Raw genomic sequence first — 14,266 nt, 5'->3', positions numbered from 1 at the left:
GGCACTCATGACCTGTATGGCTGCGGCCGGTGCGGCCACCCCGGCCATGGCCCAGTCGGTGCCGGTCGGTGTCCCGCTGGACGCCGTGAAGACCACGCTGGGCGTGGACACCCCGCGCGTGGGCACCAGCGTGCCGGTGCCGGTAACGGGAGCGCCCGAGTCGCCCCGCTTCCACAAGGGGAACATGCTCCCGACCCCACTGCTCCCGTCGGTCCCGATCGGCACCGAGCTCGGCAGCACCCTCGTCACCTCCCCGGTGCCGAACCTGCTGGGCAAGCCGGAGACGGACGGCGAGGGTTCCGTCGAGGCGCCGGCCACCGACCTGCTCGCCCGCACCCCCGCCCTCGTCGCCGGCGGCCTGCTGACGATGCCGGACGCCTCCAACTCCGGGGTGCCGAACCTGACCGCGCCCGAACTGGGCCTGACCGCCCCGGAGCTCACCGGCGCCCCCTCGGCGCTTCTCGGCCTCGGTACCCCTCGCTGAGCGGACGCCACGTCAAAAAGCCGTTCGGTCTGGGAATGTGTACGGCATGGGATTCCATGTCGACTCCGAGACCGGGCGGCTTCGCCGCGTCATCCTCCACCGGCCCGACCTGGAGCTGAAGCGGCTCACACCGAGCAACAAGGACGCACTGCTCTTCGACGACGTGCTGTGGGTGCGCCGGGCCCGCCAGGAGCACGACGGATTCGCGGACGTGCTGCGCGACCGGGGCGTGGAGGTCCACCTCTTCGGTGACCTCCTGTGCGAGGCCCTCGACATCCCGGAGGCGAGACATCTCGTACTGGACCGGGTCTTCGACGAGAAGGAGTACGGGCCGCTCGCCACCGACCACCTGAGATCGGCCTTCGACGGGCTGACCTCCGCCGAGCTGGCGGAGGCGCTGGTCGGCGGGATGACCAAGCGGGAGTTCCTGGAGCGGCACGCCGAGCCGGTCTCGGTGCGCTTCCACGCGCTGGACCTGGACGGATTCCTGCTGGGCCCGCTGCCCAACCACCTCTTCACCCGGGACACCTCCGCCTGGATCTACGACGGGGTGTCCATCAACGCGATGCGCTGGCCCGCCCGGCAGCGCGAGACAGTGCACTTCGAGGCGATCTACAAGCACCACCCGCTCTTCACCACATCCGGCGCCTTCCACTACTGGTCGCAGGGGCAGGCGGACTACCCCTCGACCATCGAGGGCGGGGACGTCCTGGTCATCGGCAACGGCGCGGTGCTGATCGGGATGAGCGAGCGCACCACCCCGCAGGCGGTGGAGATGCTGGCGCGGGGCCTGTTCGCCGCCGGTTCGGCGACGTCCATCGTGGCGCTCGACATGCCCAAGTCCCGGGCCTTCATGCACCTGGACACGGTGATGACGATGGTCGACGGAGATACGTTCACTCAGTACGCGGGGCTCGGGATGCTCCCCTCCTACACCATCGAGCCGGGCGGCGGCCCGCACGAGCTGAAGGTGACCGACCACCCGGAGGACCACATGCACCGGGCCATCGCCGGGGCGCTCGGTCTGGACTCGATCCGGGTGCTGACCGCGACGCAGGACGTGCACTCGGCGGAGCGCGAACAGTGGGACGACGGGTGCAACGTGCTCGCCGTGGAGCCGGGGGTGGTGGTGGCCTACGAGCGGAACGTGACGACCAACACACACCTGCGCAAGATGGGCATCGAGGTGATCGAGATCCCGGGCAGCGAGCTGGGGCGGGGCCGGGGCGGGCCGCGCTGCATGAGCTGTCCCGTCGAGCGGGACGCGGTCTGAGCCGGGCCGGGCCCGGGGGAGAGGCCGCCGGGCCCGGCCCGGCCGTCCCGGGCCCGGCGGCAGGTCCCCGCCCGGCGGCGGACCCGTCCGTATATCAATACAGGGCATCGTATAGACTTCCAGCATTGCCTGTCACCGTGATGCTGGAGCGACCCCATGGCCACCGACCTCGCCGGCCGCAGTTTTCTCAAGGAGCTCGACTTCTCGGCCGCCGAGTTCCGCGGTCTGATCGAGCTCGCCGCCGACCTGAAGGCGGCCAAGAAGGCCGGGGTCGAGCAGCGCCTGCTCCAGGGCAGGAACATCGCGCTGATCTTCGAGAAGACCTCCACGCGGACCCGCTGCGCCTTCGAGATCGCCGCCGCGGACCAGGGCGCGCACACCACCTACCTCGACCCCGCAGGCTCCCAGATGGGCCACAAGGAGTCGGTCAAGGACACCGCCCGGGTGCTCGGCCGGATGTTCGACGGGATCGAGTACCGGGGGGACAGCCAGCAGGCCGTCGAGGAGCTCGCCGCCCACTCGGGCGTCCCCGTCTTCAACGGCCTCACCGACGACTGGCACCCGACCCAGATGCTGGCCGACCTGCTCACCATGACCGAGCACACCGCCAAGCCGCTGAACCGGATCGCCTTCGCCTACCTCGGCGACGCCCGCTTCAACATGGGCAACTCCTACCTCGTGACCGGTGCGCTGCTGGGCATGGACGTGCGGATCGTCGCGCCCCGGTCCTACTGGCCCGCCGAGTCGGTGGTGGCCGCGGCGCGGGAGCTCGCGGCGGAGAGCGGCGCCCGGCTCACCCTGACCGAGGAGGTCACCGAGGGGGTCGCCGGGGCGGACTTCGTCGTGACCGACATCTGGGTGTCCATGGGCGAGCCCAAGGAGGTCTGGGACGAGCGGATCGCGGCCCTGTCCCCGTACGCGGTGACCATGGACGTGCTGCGCGCCACCGGGAACCCGGACGTGAAGTTCATGCACTGCCTGCCGGCCTTCCACGACCTCGGTACCAAGGTGGCGCGGGAGATCCACGAGCGGCACGGGCTCGACTCCCTGGAGGTGACGGACGAGGTGTTCGAGTCGGAGCACTCCATCGTCTTCGACGAGGCCGAGAACCGGCTGCACACCATCAAGGCCGTGCTCGTCGCCACCCTCGGCCGTCCCGGCCGGTCCGCTCGGCGTGACGCATAGTCATACACCGCGTCATCCCCGCGTCACGCCTCGCGCCGGGCGCCGCGTCACGTTCCGGCGGGGCCGGTCCGCTGCGCGGGGAGGGTGAACCACACGGCCTTGCCGTGCGCGGTGGGGCGGTGGCCGCAGTCGGAGCTCAGGCTCCGGATCAGCAGCAGGCCGCGGCCGTGCTCGCGCCAGGGGTCGGGCCGGCCGGCGTCCGGGCGGGCCGACAGGCCGGCGGGCGGGCAGGGCTCGCCGTCGTGGACCTCGACCTGGCATCCGTCCGCCAGCAGCTCCACGACCAGCTCGATCGGGGCGCCGGGACCGGTGTGCGCCACGGCGTTGGCGACCAGCTCCGCCGTCAGGAGTTCCGCGGTGTCCCGGTCGGCGGGCGGGTCGGCGTCGGCCAGCGCGGTGCGGACGAGTGCGCGGGCCATGGGTACGGCGGCCGCCGTGTGGGGCAGGGCGATCCGCCAGGCGGAGGCGTCGGACAAGGAAGGGCCATCCGTTCCGGGGTGTGGGTCCACTGGGGCGGGGACCGGGGCGGGCTTCGGGACCGGGCGGAGCAGGGTGAACTCCAGGTTTCAACGATACGAAGTCGAATTCCCATCCCGCAGGGCGCCCCGGCGCGACAGCGTCCGGCCGACCGGGCGAATATGTCGCGCTTCTGTGACGGCAGTCACGATCTGGTGATACCGTCGGTCGGGTGAGCCCCTTCACCGGTTCCACACCAGCGACCGAACGGTGGCACCACCTCCGGGTCATCCGGCAGGACGGCGTCGCCACCGTCACCTTCGACCGCCCCCAGAAGCTGAACGCGCTCACCTTCGGCGCCTACGCCGACCTGCGCGACCTGCTCGCGGAGCTGTCCCGCGAGCGCTCCGTACGCGCCCTCGTGCTCGGCGGCGAGGGGCGCGGCTTCTGCTCCGGCGGGGACGTGGACGAGATCATCGGCGCCACCCTCGCCATGGACACCGCCCAGCTCCTCGACTTCAACCGGATGACCGGCCAGGTGGTGCGCGCCATCCGCGAATGCCCCTTCCCGGTGATCGCCGCCGTGCACGGGGTGGCCGCCGGGGCCGGCGCCGTCCTCGCGCTCGCCGCCGACTTCCGGATCGCCGACCCCACCGCCCGCTTCGCCTTCCTCTTCACCCGCGTCGGCCTCTCCGGCGGGGACATGGGCGCGGCCTACCTGCTGCCCCGGATCGTCGGCCTCGGCCACGCCACCCGCCTGCTGATGCTCGGAGAACCCGTCCACGCGGCCGAGGCCGAGCGGATCGGCCTGCTCAGCGAACTCACCGAGGAGGGCAAGGCCCACGTACGGGCCGCCGAACTCGCCGCGCGCCTGGCCGCGGGCCCGGCCCTCGCCCACGCGCAGACCAAGGCGCTGCTCACCGCCGAGCTCGACATGCCCCTGGCCGCGTCCGTGGAACTGGACGCCAACACGCAGGCACTGCTGATGCACGGCCAGGACTACGCGGAGTTCCACGCGGCCTTCACCGGGAAGCGGCCGCCGGAGTGGAAGGGCAGGTAGCCACATGACTCCGGGCGCCATGCGGGTCGCCGTCGTCGGCGGGGGACCGGGAGGGCTGTACGCCGCCGCGCTGCTGGCCCGCCAGGGCCACACGGTGGAGGTCTGGGAACGCAACGCACCGGACGACACCTTCGGCTTCGGCGTGGTGCTCTCCGACGAGACCCTCGGCGGCATCGAGCGGGCCGACACCGTCGTCCACACCGCCCTGAGCGCGGAGTTCGTGCGCTGGGACGACGTGGACATCGTGCACCGCGGCCGGCTGCTGACCTCCGGCGGCCACGGCTTCGCCGCCATCGGGCGCCGCCGCCTGCTGGAGATCCTGCACGAGCGCTGCGCCGGCCTCGGCGTCCGCCTCCGCTTCCGCTCCGAGGCCCCCGCCGTGGCCGGGCTCGCCGCCTCGTACGACCTGGTGGTCGCCGCCGACGGGGTGCACAGCGCGATCCGGGAGGCGGGCGCCAACCACTACGGGCCGACGCTGACCGGCGGACGCTGCAGGTACATCTGGCTCGCCGCCGACTTCGCCTTCGACGCCTTCCGCTTCGAGATCGCGGAGACCGAGCACGGGGTCATGCAACTACACGCCTACCCCTACTCGGCCGACGCCTCCACCGTCATCGTGGAGATGCGCGACGAGGTGTGGCGGGCGGCCGGCTTCGACCTGTGCGACGAGGACGAGTCGGCGGCCCGCTGCGCCAAGATCTTCAGCGAGGCCCTGCGCGGGCGCCCGCTGCACGGCAACCGCTCCGCATGGACCCGGTTCCGTACCGTCGTCAACGAGCGCTGGTCGCACGGCAACGTGGTCCTGCTCGGCGACGCGGCGCACACCGCTCACTTCTCCATCGGCTCCGGAACCAAACTGGCGGTGGAGGACGCGCTCGCGCTCGCCGAGGCCGTGGCCGCCGCCCCCGACGACGTCCCCGCCGCCCTCGCCGCGTACGAGGCCGCCCGCCGCCCGGCGGTCGCCAGCACCCAGCGCGCCGCCGCCGCGAGCCGCCACTGGTTCGAGGAGATCGCCGGATACGTCGACCAGCCCGCCCGGCAGTTCGCCTTCAACCTCCTCACCCGCAGCCGCCGGGTCACGCACGACAACCTGCGGCTGCGCGACGCACGCTTCACGCGCGCGGTGGAAGGGGACTTCGGCTGCCCGGACGGCACCCCCGCCATGTTCACGCCCTTCACCCTGCGGGGCCTGACCCTGCGCAACCGGGTCGTCGTGTCGCCGATGGACATGTACTCGGCCGAGGAGGGCGTGCCCGGCGACTTCCACCTCGTCCACCTGGGCGCGCGGGCCCTCGGCGGAGCCGGCCTCGTCATGACGGAGATGGTCTGCGTGTCCGCCGAGGGCCGGATCACCCCCGGCTGCACCGGCCTCTACACCCCTGAGCAGACCGCGGCCTGGAAGCGGATCGCCGACTTCGTCCACACCTCCGCGCCCGGCACCGCCCTCGGCGTCCAGCTCGGGCACGCGGGCCGCAAGGGCTCGACCCGGGTGATGTGGGAGGGCATGGACGACCCGCTGCCCGAGGGCAACTGGCCGCTGGTGGCCGCCTCCGCACTGCCCTACCGGACCGGCGTCTCGGCGCTCCCGCGCGCCCTCGCCACCGAGGACCTGGCGGCGCTGCGCTCCGAGTTCGCCGCCGCCGCCGTCCGCGCCGCCGACGCCGGATTCGACCTGCTGGAACTGCACTGCGCCCACGGCTACCTGCTGTCCGGCTTCCTGTCCCCCCTGACCAACCACCGGACGGACGCGTACGGCGGCTCCCTGGAGAACCGGCTGCGCTTCCCGCTGGAGGTCTTCGACGCGGTCCGGGCGGTGTGGCCCGGGGACCGCCCGATGACGGTCCGACTCTCGGCCACCGACTGGGCGCCCGGAGGCACCTCGCCCGAGGAGGCGGTGCGGATCGCGGCCGCGTTCGCCGCCCGCGGCGCGGACGCCATCGACGTCTCGACGGGCCAGGTGGTCGCGGACGAGGCCCCCGAGTTCGGGCGCTCGTACCAGACCCCGTACGCCGACCGGATCCGCAACGCGCTCGGCGTCCCCGTCATCGCGGTCGGTGCCATCTCCTCCTGGGACGACGTGAACTCCCTGCTGCTGGCCGGCCGCGCCGACCTCTGCGCGCTCGGCCGCCCCCACCTCTACGACCCCCACTGGACCCTGCACGCCGCGGCCGAGCAGTCCTACGAAGGCCCGGGCGCCCCCTGGCCGGCCCCGTACCGCGCGGGCAGCCGCACCCCGCCCACGGGCCGCGGCTGACGCCGTCTCACGCGGGGACGATCTCGGCCCGGTCCTCGACCGGGGCGTAGCCCAGGCGCAGGTAGACGCCGTTGCTGGTGGCGTTCGCCAGGTCCGCGAACAGGAGCACCTCGCCGGCGCCGGCCGCGTACGCCGCCTCGCTCACCGCGTGCGTGACCCCGGCGGCGTAGCCGCGGCCACGGAACTCGGGCGGGGTGTAGACCGGGCCGACGCGGGAGGCCGGGCCGATCGGCCGGGAGAAACCGGCCAGTGAGACGGGAGTCCCGGCGTGCTCCCACAGCCGGAACCCGCCGTAGGAGATCCGGTCGCGCAGCGTGGCCTCGGAGGCGCGGCCCGGAACGCCCGCCTCCGCGTAGAAGGCCGTGATCCACTCCATCAGCAGCGGGAGGTCCGCCCCGGTGGCGGGCCGGGGCCGCCCGGCCGGAGCGGGATCCGGGGCGACCAGGCCGGCCAGCCGGTACAGGCGCACCTCCTCGGCGATCCTGGTGGGCCGCCCCCAGGCCTCGGCCAGCACCTGCGCGTCCGGACGGCGGGCGTTGAACCCGCGGGCCCCGGCGAGCAGCGGTTCGCCGGCGAGCGCGGACCCCAGCGCCCGGAGCGCCTCCCCGGGCAGCACGCCGAGCACGACCGGGAACGGTGGGGTGCACAGCAGACCGCCGGCGACGACGCCGTCGGCCCCCGTCCACCACCCGAAGAAGGGGGTGCCGTCGCCGTAGGCGCCGGGCCCGCGCCGCCGCAGCCCGTCGGCCACGGTCAGCAGCAGGGTGTTGGAGACGGGCAGTGCGGCCGCGGCCGGGCCCGCCGCGGCCAGATAGGCCGTCAGATCTGTGGTGAAGGTCCAGGTCATGACTCATCCTGGCGGGTCGGGGAGTCGGACCGCACCGGGATTTCCGTCAGGCCGGCAGCCAACCCGGCCACCACGGCGGCACGTTGTCGGGCCCGCACCGCTCCAGGTCGCCGGGATAGCCGTCCAGCGTCCCCTGCGTGGCGAAGAACACGAGCACCACCGACACCAGCACGAGCAGGGTCGGCACGGGACGCGCCCACAGGGGCAGCCGCCGCGACAGGAACGCGGTCAGCAGCGCGAGGACGGCGCATCCCGGCACCATCAGCACCAGCAGGAAGGTCATCTCGAACCGGCCGCCCGCCTCCCAGCCCGCGTCGCAGTACGCGCGGGCGCGGGAGGCGAGCGCGACGGCGCAGCACGCGGCCGCGGCCCCGGCCAACGCCGCCGACACCAGCAGCAGAGCCGTGGCCCACGGCCCGGACGGCGGCCGCGGCGGCGGGGCCGTGGGCTGCGGCGGGGCCACGGGCCACAGCGGGTGCGGGGGCCGCGACGGGTGCGGAGGAAGATCGGGATGCGTCACGACAGGTCGTGACGCGGCATCCTCCGCTACGGTTCCACGAAGCCGGCTCCGAGGTCCCGCAGCCGGGAGTGGAGTTCGTCGAAGACGGCCGACGCCCGGTCGCCCGGCCAGTCCGCGGGCAGCAGCTCGCGCGGCAGGCCCGGGTCCGCGTACGGCAGGCGGCGCCAGGTGTCCAGCGCGAGGAGGTAGCCGCGGTAGGCCTCCTCCGGGGTCGGCCCGGGGCCCGACCGGAGGGCGCGCAGCACGGGTTCGTGCAGGTCGAGGAATTCCTCGTGCTGCTTTGCCAGGGCCGCCAGGTCCCACCAGCGGGCCACCGCCTCGGCGGTCGGGGCGAAGCCGAGGTGGGCGCCGCGGAACAGTTCCACGTACGGGGTCAGGTGCAGCCGCTCCAGGGTGTGCGCGGTCTCCTCGGACAGCCGGGCCGGGGCGATCCACACACCCGGCGCCACCGCGCCGAAACCGAGCCGGGCCAGCCGTGAGCGCAACAGATGCCGTTTGTTCCGTTCCTGCTCAGGGACCGAGAACACCGCCACCAGCCACTCGTCCGACAGCCGTGGGCTGCCGTAGATCCGGCTGTCGCCGTCGTCCAGCAGCTGCCGTGCCTCCTCGGAGAGCCCGTACGCCGCCGAGCCGTCCGCCGCGCGCTCGGGCAGCAGGAAGCCGCGCCGCTTCAGCCGGGACACCGACGAGCGGACCGACGGGGCGTCCACGCCGGCCGCGCCCAGCAGGCGGATCAGCGCGGCCACCGGCACCGGGCCCTCGAAGGCCCGCCCGTAGGCTCCGTAGAACGTGACGATCAGGGATCGCGGAGTGTGCTGCTCGACCACGAGTTCACTCTAGATCCTGTCGGGCGGATCGGACCGGGCGCCGGGACCGCGCAGCCGGAAGCGCTGCAGCTTGCCCGTCGCGGTACGGGGGAGGGCGGGCAGGAAGACGAAGGACCGCGGGCACTTGTGCGGGGCCAGCTCCGCCCGCATGAAGGTGCGCAGGACCTCCTCCGTCAGCACCGCGCCGTCGCGTGCCACGGTGTACGCCACCACGATCTGCCCGCGCCGCTCGTCCGGGAGGCCCACCACCGCCGCCTCCACCACGTCCGGATGGCGCAGCAGGGCTTCCTCCACCTCAGGACCCGCGATGTTGTAGCCCGCCGAGACGATCATGTCGTCGGCGCGGGCGACGTAGCGGAAGTAGCCCTCCGGATCGCGTACGTAGGTGTCACCGGTCAGGTTCCACCCACCCTGTACGTACTCCCCCTGCCGGGGATCGGCCAGGTAGCGGCAGCCCACCGGGCCGCGCACGGCCAGCAGACCCGGCTCGCCGTCCGGGACCGGACGGCCGGCCCGGTCCACCACCCGGGCCTCCCAGCCCGGGACCACCCGGCCCGTCGTACCGGGCCGGATGTCCCCGTCGGCGGCGGAGATGAAGATGTGCAGCAGCTCGGTCGCCCCGATGCCGTTGATGATGCGCAGACCGGTGCGCTCGTACCAGGCGTGCCAGGTGGCGGCGGGCAGGTTCTCCCCGGCCGAGACGCAGCGGCGCAGCGCCGACAGGTCGTACATGCCCACGTCGTACGGGCCCAGCGCGTCCAGCATCGTCCGGTACGCGGTCGGCGCGGTGAACAGCACGGTCACCCGGTGCTCCGCGAGCGCCGGCAGCAGCCGGCGCGGCACCGCCTCCTCCAGCAGCAGCGCCGAGGCCCCGGCGCGCAGCGGGAAGACGACCAGCCCGCCGAGGCCGAAGGTGAAGCCGAGCGGCGGGCTGCCCGCGAAGACGTCGTCCGGGCGGGGCCGCAGCACACTGCGGGAGAAGGTGTCGGCGACCGCGAGCAGGTCGCGGTGGAAGTGCATGCAGCCCTTGGGCCGCCCGGTGGTCCCGGAGGTGAAGGCGATCAGGGCGACGTCGTCCGCGGAGGTCGGGGCGGCCGGGAAGGGGTCGGGATGTCTCTCGGCCAGCCGGAGCAGGTCCCCCGGGTCCCGGCCCCCGTACACGGTGATCCGCAGCCCCGGCACCTCGGCCTTGACCAGATCGTCCAGTACGTCCGCGTGGCACAGGGCATGCCCCACCCGGGCCATCGCGCACACCGTGGCGAGCTCCTGCGCGCGCTGCTGGGGCAGTACGGTGACGGCCACCGCGCCCGCCTTCATCACCGCGAGCCAGCAGGCGGCGAGCCAGGGGCCGGTGGGCCCGCGCAGGAGCACCCGGTTGCCGGGGACCACGCCGAGGTCGGTGGTGAGCGTGTGGGCCAGGCGGTCCACACGCTCGCGCAGCCCGCCGTACGTCCACACCTCGCCCGTGCCGCTCCGGAAGGCCGGGCGGTCGGCACCCGCCGGACCGAACCGGGCGATCGTGGCGTCGAGCAGCTCGGCCCCGCAGTTCAGCCGGTCCGGATAGGCCAGTTCGGGCAGATCGAAGACGAGCTCCGGCCAGGTGCCGGCGGGTGGCAGATGGTCACGGGCGAAGGTGTCGGTGTGAGCGGAAGGCTTGAGGTCCAAGGCGGGTCGCCCCCCTTGCAGCGGTCCGGGGTGGGGTGGAGCCGGCCGTGCGGTGGTTCTCCCGGCCACGGCCGGAAGCTCCTTCCAGGAGCGTATCGTGATGGTGACGGCAGTCAACAGGACGCGATAGATGCGGGGATATTCGGATGACCGGATTCGCGCTCGGGGTGGACCAGGAGGAGTGGTGCGGGCAGTTGCGCGCACTGGCGGTGCGGCGGCTGCGGCCGCTGGCCGAGAAGGGGGAACCGGGGCGGGTCAACCGGCCGCTGCTGGCGGAGCTGGGCGAGCTCGGTCTGCTGGAGCGGGTGTTCGCCTCGGGCGCGCTGGATCTGTGCCTGTTGCGGGAATCCCTCGCCTACGGTTGCACGGAGGCCGAGACGGCGCTCGCCCTGCAGGGGCTCGGGGCCTACCCGGTCCTGCGCGCGGGGAGCGAGGAGCAGCGGGAGCGGTGGCTGCCGCAGGTGCGGGCCGGGCGGGCGGTGGCGGCCTTCGCGCTGAGCGAGCCGGGCGCGGGCTCGGACGCGGCGGCACTGGCACTGGCGGCGACGCCGGACCCGGCTGCCGGTGCGGGCGGGGCCGGGGCGGCCGGGGCCGGCTGGCGGCTCAGTGGTGAGAAGTGCTGGATCTCCAACGCCCCCGAGGCGGATTTCTACACCGTGTTCGCCCGAACGGGCGAGGGACCGGGGGCGAAGGGGGTCTCGGCCTTCCTGGTCCCGGCCGACCGCCCCGGACTCTCCGGCGCGCCCCTGGACATGCTCTCCCCGCACCCCATCGGCTCCCTCACCTTCGACGGGGTGCCGGTCGGCCCGGGGGACCTGCTCGGCGAACCCGGGCAGGGCTTCCGCGTCGCGATGGACACCCTGAACCTCTTCCGGCCGAGCGTCGGGGCCTTCGCGGTGGGCATGGCCCGGGCCGCGCTGGACGCGACGCTCGCCTACACGGCGGACCGGACCGCGTTCGGCGGCACGCTGAGCGATCTCCAGGCGGTGGCGCACCGGGTGGCCGAGATGGCCACCCGCACGGAGGCGGCCCGGCTGCTGGTGTACGCGGCGGCCGGGGCCTACGACCGGGGGGCGGGCGACGTCCCGCGCCGGGCGGCGATGGCGAAGCTGCTGGCCACGGAGACGGCCCAGTACGTGGTCGACCACGCGGTCCAACTGCACGGCGCGGTCGCCCTCCAGCGCGGGCACCTGCTGGAACACCTCTACCGGGAGGTGCGGGCACCGCGGATCTACGAGGGGGCGAGCGAGGTGCAGCGCACCATCATCGCGAAGGAGCTGTACGGGGCGGTGGCGGCGCGATGAGCCTGGACCGGATCAACCCGGCGGAGCTGTCGCCCCCGACGGGTTTCTCGCACGCGGTCGCGGCGACCGGCAGCCGGCTGGTGTTCCTGGCGGGCCAGACCGCTCTGGACGGCGCGGGCAAGGTGGTGGGCGAGAGCCTGCCGGAGCAGTTCGAGATCGCCCTGGCCAACCTCCTGGCGGCCCTGGCCGGGGCCGGCGGCACGCCGGCGGACCTGGCGCGGGTGACGGTGTACGCGGTGGACGTGGCGGCGTACCGGGTGCATGCGGCCGAACTGGGCCGGATCTGGCGCAGGCTGGCGGGCCGTGAGTATCCGGCGATGGCTGTCATCGGCGTGGTCCGCCTCTGGGACGACCAGGCCCTGGTGGAACTCGACGGGGTCGCGGTGCTTGCGTAGCGGCCCGCGCCGGGGCGGTGGTTTCCGGGGCGCGGCCCCGGGCCCCGCGCCTCAATCGCCGGCGGGGCTGGTGGTGTGGGGTGGTGCCCCGCCGGAGTGTCTCCTCGGCTCGCGCCTGCGGCCGTGTGGTGCTGTGTCGGCCTGGGTTGCGCGCTCGTCCTGCGGGGACACTCCGCCGTGTCCCCACCCCACAGCGAGCCTTCGACAGTGCCCGGCCCGACGCAGGGGGAGCGGGGACGGGCAGGGGTGTCCCCGCAGGACGAGCGCGCAACCCAGGCCGTACAGGCCTGGCCCCGCCGCAGGCGCGAGCCGAGGAGACACCCCTGCCCGGCCCCGCGGACCAGCCCGCACCACGCCCGGACCCCGCCCCGCCCGGGCAACGGCGCGAGCCGAAGCGGCCCCGCGGACCGGCCCGCACCACGCCCGGGGTCAGCGTGCCGCCCAGGCAACGGCGTTCGTCAGGGTGTTGCCGGGTGGCTGGCCTCCAGGAGGTGGCCCATCCACTCCTCGATGCCCGACACCGTGCGCGGCAGTCCGCCGGACATCAGGCGGGCGCCGTTCGCCGTGATGACCAGGTCGTCCTCGATGCGGACGCCGATGCCCCGCAGCTCCGCCGGGAGGGTCTCGTCGTCGGGCTGGAGGTACAGGCCCGGTTCCACGGTGAGGACCTGGCCCTCCTCCAGGACTCCCTCCAGGTAGGTCTCCGCGCGCGCCTTCGCGCAGTCGTGCACGTCCAGCCCCAGCATGTGGCCGCTGCTGCACAGCGTGTACCGCCGGTGCAGGTCGCCCTCCGCGTCCTTCAGGACGCCCCACTCCGCCAGGCCCTCCGCGATCACCCGCATCCCGGCCCGGTGGAAGTCCCCGAAGCTCGCCCCCGGGCGCAGTGCCGCGATGCCCGCCTCCTGGGCGGCCAGGACCAGTTCGTACACCTGGCGCTGGACGGGGGAGAAGCGGCCCGACAGCGGGAGGGTGCGGGTGATGTCCGCCGTGTAGAGGGTGTCCGTCTCCACGCCCGCGTCCAGGAGCAGCAGCTCCGATCCGTTCAGCCGGCCGTCGTTGCGGATCCAGTGCAGGGTGCAGGCGTGGGCGCCGGACGCCGCGATCGTCTCGTACCCGGTGCCGTTGCCCTCCGCCCGCGCGCGCAGGCCGAAGACCCCCTCGATCCACCGCTCCCCGCGCGGATGCGCCAGCGCGCGCGGCAGGGCCCGTACGACGTCCTCGAAGCCCGCCGTCGTGTGGTCGACGGCCAGCTGGAGCTGGGCCACCTCCCACGCGTCCTTCACCAGGCGCAACTCCGAGAGCGCGGAGGCGAGTTCGGTGTCGGTGGCCGCGTCGCGGCCGGCCGGTGAGCCGAGCCCGTCCAGGTGGGCGCAGCGGATGCCGGTGAGGCGTTCGGCCTCCGCGAGGTCCGGCCGGCGGCCCACCCAGAACTCCCCGTAGCGGCGGTCCCGGTAGAACTCCCCGTCGCCGCCGGCCCGCGGCGAGCGCGGCCGCAGGTACAGCACGGCCTCGTGGGCGTGCGGGCCCGACGGCTCCAGGACCAGGACGTGGCCCGCCTGGTCCTCGCCGGTGAGGCCGGTCAGCCAGGCGTACGCGCTGTGCGGGCGGAAGCGGTGGTCGCAGTCGTTGGACCGGACCTTCAGCTCCCCGGCCGGGATGATCAGACGCTCGCCCGGGAAGCGGGCCGAGAGGCGCGCCCGGCGGGCCGGGGTGACGTCGTGGCCGGGGACGCGGGCGGAGTCGGGCAGCGGGGTCGCGGCCCAGGCGCCCGCCATGAACCGGGACAACTCCGGTGACACCGGACGGTCGTGACTGCCCGTGTTGAGGTGGGTGGAGGCGTCGGTCACGAGGACTCCCTCAAGAAAGATGCGAACTGGTGGGCGCACAGGGCTTGTCAGTGCAATTTCACATTACTATGTTACAGCTCACATCGCGGCACGTTAACCCCCGTCAAACGCCGTGTGACGCAGGGCAGTTCACGCACCACCCCCCACCT

Annotated in this window: 13 protein-coding genes; 7 read left to right on the top strand and 6 right to left on the bottom strand. The window is 73.9% G+C overall.

The window, feature by feature from the left end; translation table 11 throughout:
- Window positions 1-7: 7 nt before the first annotated feature.
- The 3 genes from Sspor_RS12560 to argF all read left to right on the top strand — a co-directional run bounded on the left by Sspor_RS12560 (window position 8) and on the right by argF (window position 2,942).
- Window positions 8-484: a hypothetical protein gene (locus tag Sspor_RS12560; RefSeq protein ID WP_237403830.1), complete on the top strand. Its 477-nt coding sequence runs from the start codon at window positions 8-10 to the stop codon at window positions 482-484.
- A 46-nt stretch (window positions 485-530) separates the two neighbouring features.
- Window positions 531-1,757: an arginine deiminase gene (locus Sspor_RS12555; RefSeq protein ID WP_202199206.1), complete on the top strand. Its 1,227-nt coding sequence runs from the start codon at window positions 531-533 to the stop codon at window positions 1,755-1,757.
- A 156-nt stretch (window positions 1,758-1,913) separates the two neighbouring features.
- The gene (argF, locus tag Sspor_RS12550) at window positions 1,914-2,942 is read left to right on the top strand and encodes an ornithine carbamoyltransferase (RefSeq protein ID WP_202199205.1); all 1,029 of its coding nucleotides are present in this window, start codon (window positions 1,914-1,916) and stop codon (window positions 2,940-2,942) included.
- Between the two features lie 47 nt (window positions 2,943-2,989).
- Here the strand turns inward: argF and Sspor_RS12545 are convergent, their stop codons facing one another.
- Entirely contained in the window at window positions 2,990-3,418 is a 429-nt protein-coding gene (locus tag Sspor_RS12545) for an ATP-binding protein (RefSeq protein WP_272934835.1), read from the bottom strand.
- Window positions 3,419-3,630: 212 nt separating this feature from the next.
- Here Sspor_RS12545 and Sspor_RS12540 point away from each other — a divergent pair, with 212 nt between their 5' ends.
- Both Sspor_RS12540 and Sspor_RS12535 read left to right on the top strand, forming a co-directional pair.
- Window positions 3,631-4,458, top strand: a complete 828-nt coding sequence (locus Sspor_RS12540) for an enoyl-CoA hydratase family protein (protein ID WP_202199204.1) — start codon at window positions 3,631-3,633, stop codon at window positions 4,456-4,458.
- 4 nt (window positions 4,459-4,462) lie between these two features.
- Entirely contained in the window at window positions 4,463-6,712 is a 2,250-nt protein-coding gene (locus Sspor_RS12535) for a bifunctional salicylyl-CoA 5-hydroxylase/oxidoreductase (RefSeq protein ID WP_202199203.1), read from the top strand.
- Between the two features lie 7 nt (window positions 6,713-6,719).
- Here Sspor_RS12535 and Sspor_RS12530 read toward each other — a convergent pair whose 3' ends face one another.
- The 4 genes from Sspor_RS12530 to Sspor_RS12515 form a co-directional block, all read right to left on the bottom strand.
- Window positions 6,720-7,559: a GNAT family N-acetyltransferase gene (locus tag Sspor_RS12530; RefSeq protein WP_202199202.1), complete on the bottom strand. Its 840-nt coding sequence runs from the start codon at window positions 7,557-7,559 to the stop codon at window positions 6,720-6,722.
- 46 nt (window positions 7,560-7,605) lie between these two features.
- The gene (locus Sspor_RS12525) at window positions 7,606-8,022 is read right to left on the bottom strand and encodes a hypothetical protein (protein WP_202199201.1); all 417 of its coding nucleotides are present in this window, start codon (window positions 8,020-8,022) and stop codon (window positions 7,606-7,608) included.
- An 83-nt stretch (window positions 8,023-8,105) separates the two neighbouring features.
- Window positions 8,106-8,906 carry a PaaX family transcriptional regulator gene (locus Sspor_RS12520; protein WP_202199200.1) on the bottom strand — a complete coding sequence of 267 codons (801 nt, stop codon included), beginning with the start codon at window positions 8,904-8,906 and terminating at the stop codon, window positions 8,106-8,108.
- A 9-nt stretch (window positions 8,907-8,915) separates the two neighbouring features.
- Window positions 8,916-10,571 carry an AMP-binding protein gene (locus Sspor_RS12515; RefSeq protein ID WP_202199199.1) on the bottom strand — a complete coding sequence of 552 codons (1,656 nt, stop codon included), beginning with the start codon at window positions 10,569-10,571 and terminating at the stop codon, window positions 8,916-8,918.
- A gap of 146 nt (window positions 10,572-10,717) precedes the next feature.
- Here Sspor_RS12515 and Sspor_RS12510 point away from each other — a divergent pair, with 146 nt between their 5' ends.
- Window positions 10,718-11,875 (top strand): acyl-CoA dehydrogenase family protein, encoded by a 1,158-nt coding sequence (locus tag Sspor_RS12510; RefSeq protein WP_202199198.1) that lies wholly within the window; start codon window positions 10,718-10,720, stop codon window positions 11,873-11,875.
- Entirely contained in the window at window positions 11,872-12,270 is a 399-nt protein-coding gene (locus Sspor_RS12505; protein WP_202199197.1) for a RidA family protein, read from the top strand. The genes Sspor_RS12510 and Sspor_RS12505 overlap by 4 nt, the downstream gene beginning before the upstream one ends.
- A 458-nt stretch (window positions 12,271-12,728) precedes the next feature.
- On the opposite strand, the gene Sspor_RS12500 is transcribed toward Sspor_RS12505, so the two are convergent.
- Complete coding sequence (locus Sspor_RS12500) at window positions 12,729-14,117, bottom strand: aminopeptidase P family protein (RefSeq protein WP_237403829.1); 1,389 nt, start codon at window positions 14,115-14,117, stop codon at window positions 12,729-12,731.
- Window positions 14,118-14,266: the final 149 nt, after the last annotated feature.

Source organism: Streptomyces spororaveus (assembly GCF_016755875.1).
GTDB classification, from domain to species: Bacteria; Actinomycetota; Actinomycetes; order Streptomycetales; family Streptomycetaceae; genus Streptomyces; species Streptomyces spororaveus.
The sequence above is the reverse complement of the archived record's forward strand: the minus strand, read 5'-3'. Positions and strand labels throughout refer to the sequence as shown.

Excerpts from the sequence above, each read along its gene's own strand:
- Sspor_RS12560 (WP_237403830.1), top strand. The coding sequence starts at position 8 with ATGACCTGTATGGCTGCGGCCGGTGCGGCCACCCCGGCCATGGCCCAG.
- Sspor_RS12555 (WP_202199206.1), top strand. The coding sequence starts at position 531 with ATGGGATTCCATGTCGACTCCGAGACCGGGCGGCTTCGCCGCGTCATC.
- argF (WP_202199205.1), top strand. The coding sequence starts at position 1,914 with ATGGCCACCGACCTCGCCGGCCGCAGTTTTCTCAAGGAGCTCGACTTC.
- Sspor_RS12535 (WP_202199203.1), top strand. The coding sequence starts at position 4,463 with ATGACTCCGGGCGCCATGCGGGTCGCCGTCGTCGGCGGGGGACCGGGA.
- Sspor_RS12530 (WP_202199202.1), bottom strand. The coding sequence starts at position 7,559 with ATGACCTGGACCTTCACCACAGATCTGACGGCCTATCTGGCCGCGGCG.
- Sspor_RS12510 (WP_202199198.1), top strand. The coding sequence starts at position 10,718 with ATGACCGGATTCGCGCTCGGGGTGGACCAGGAGGAGTGGTGCGGGCAG.
- Sspor_RS12505 (WP_202199197.1), top strand. The coding sequence starts at position 11,872 with ATGAGCCTGGACCGGATCAACCCGGCGGAGCTGTCGCCCCCGACGGGT.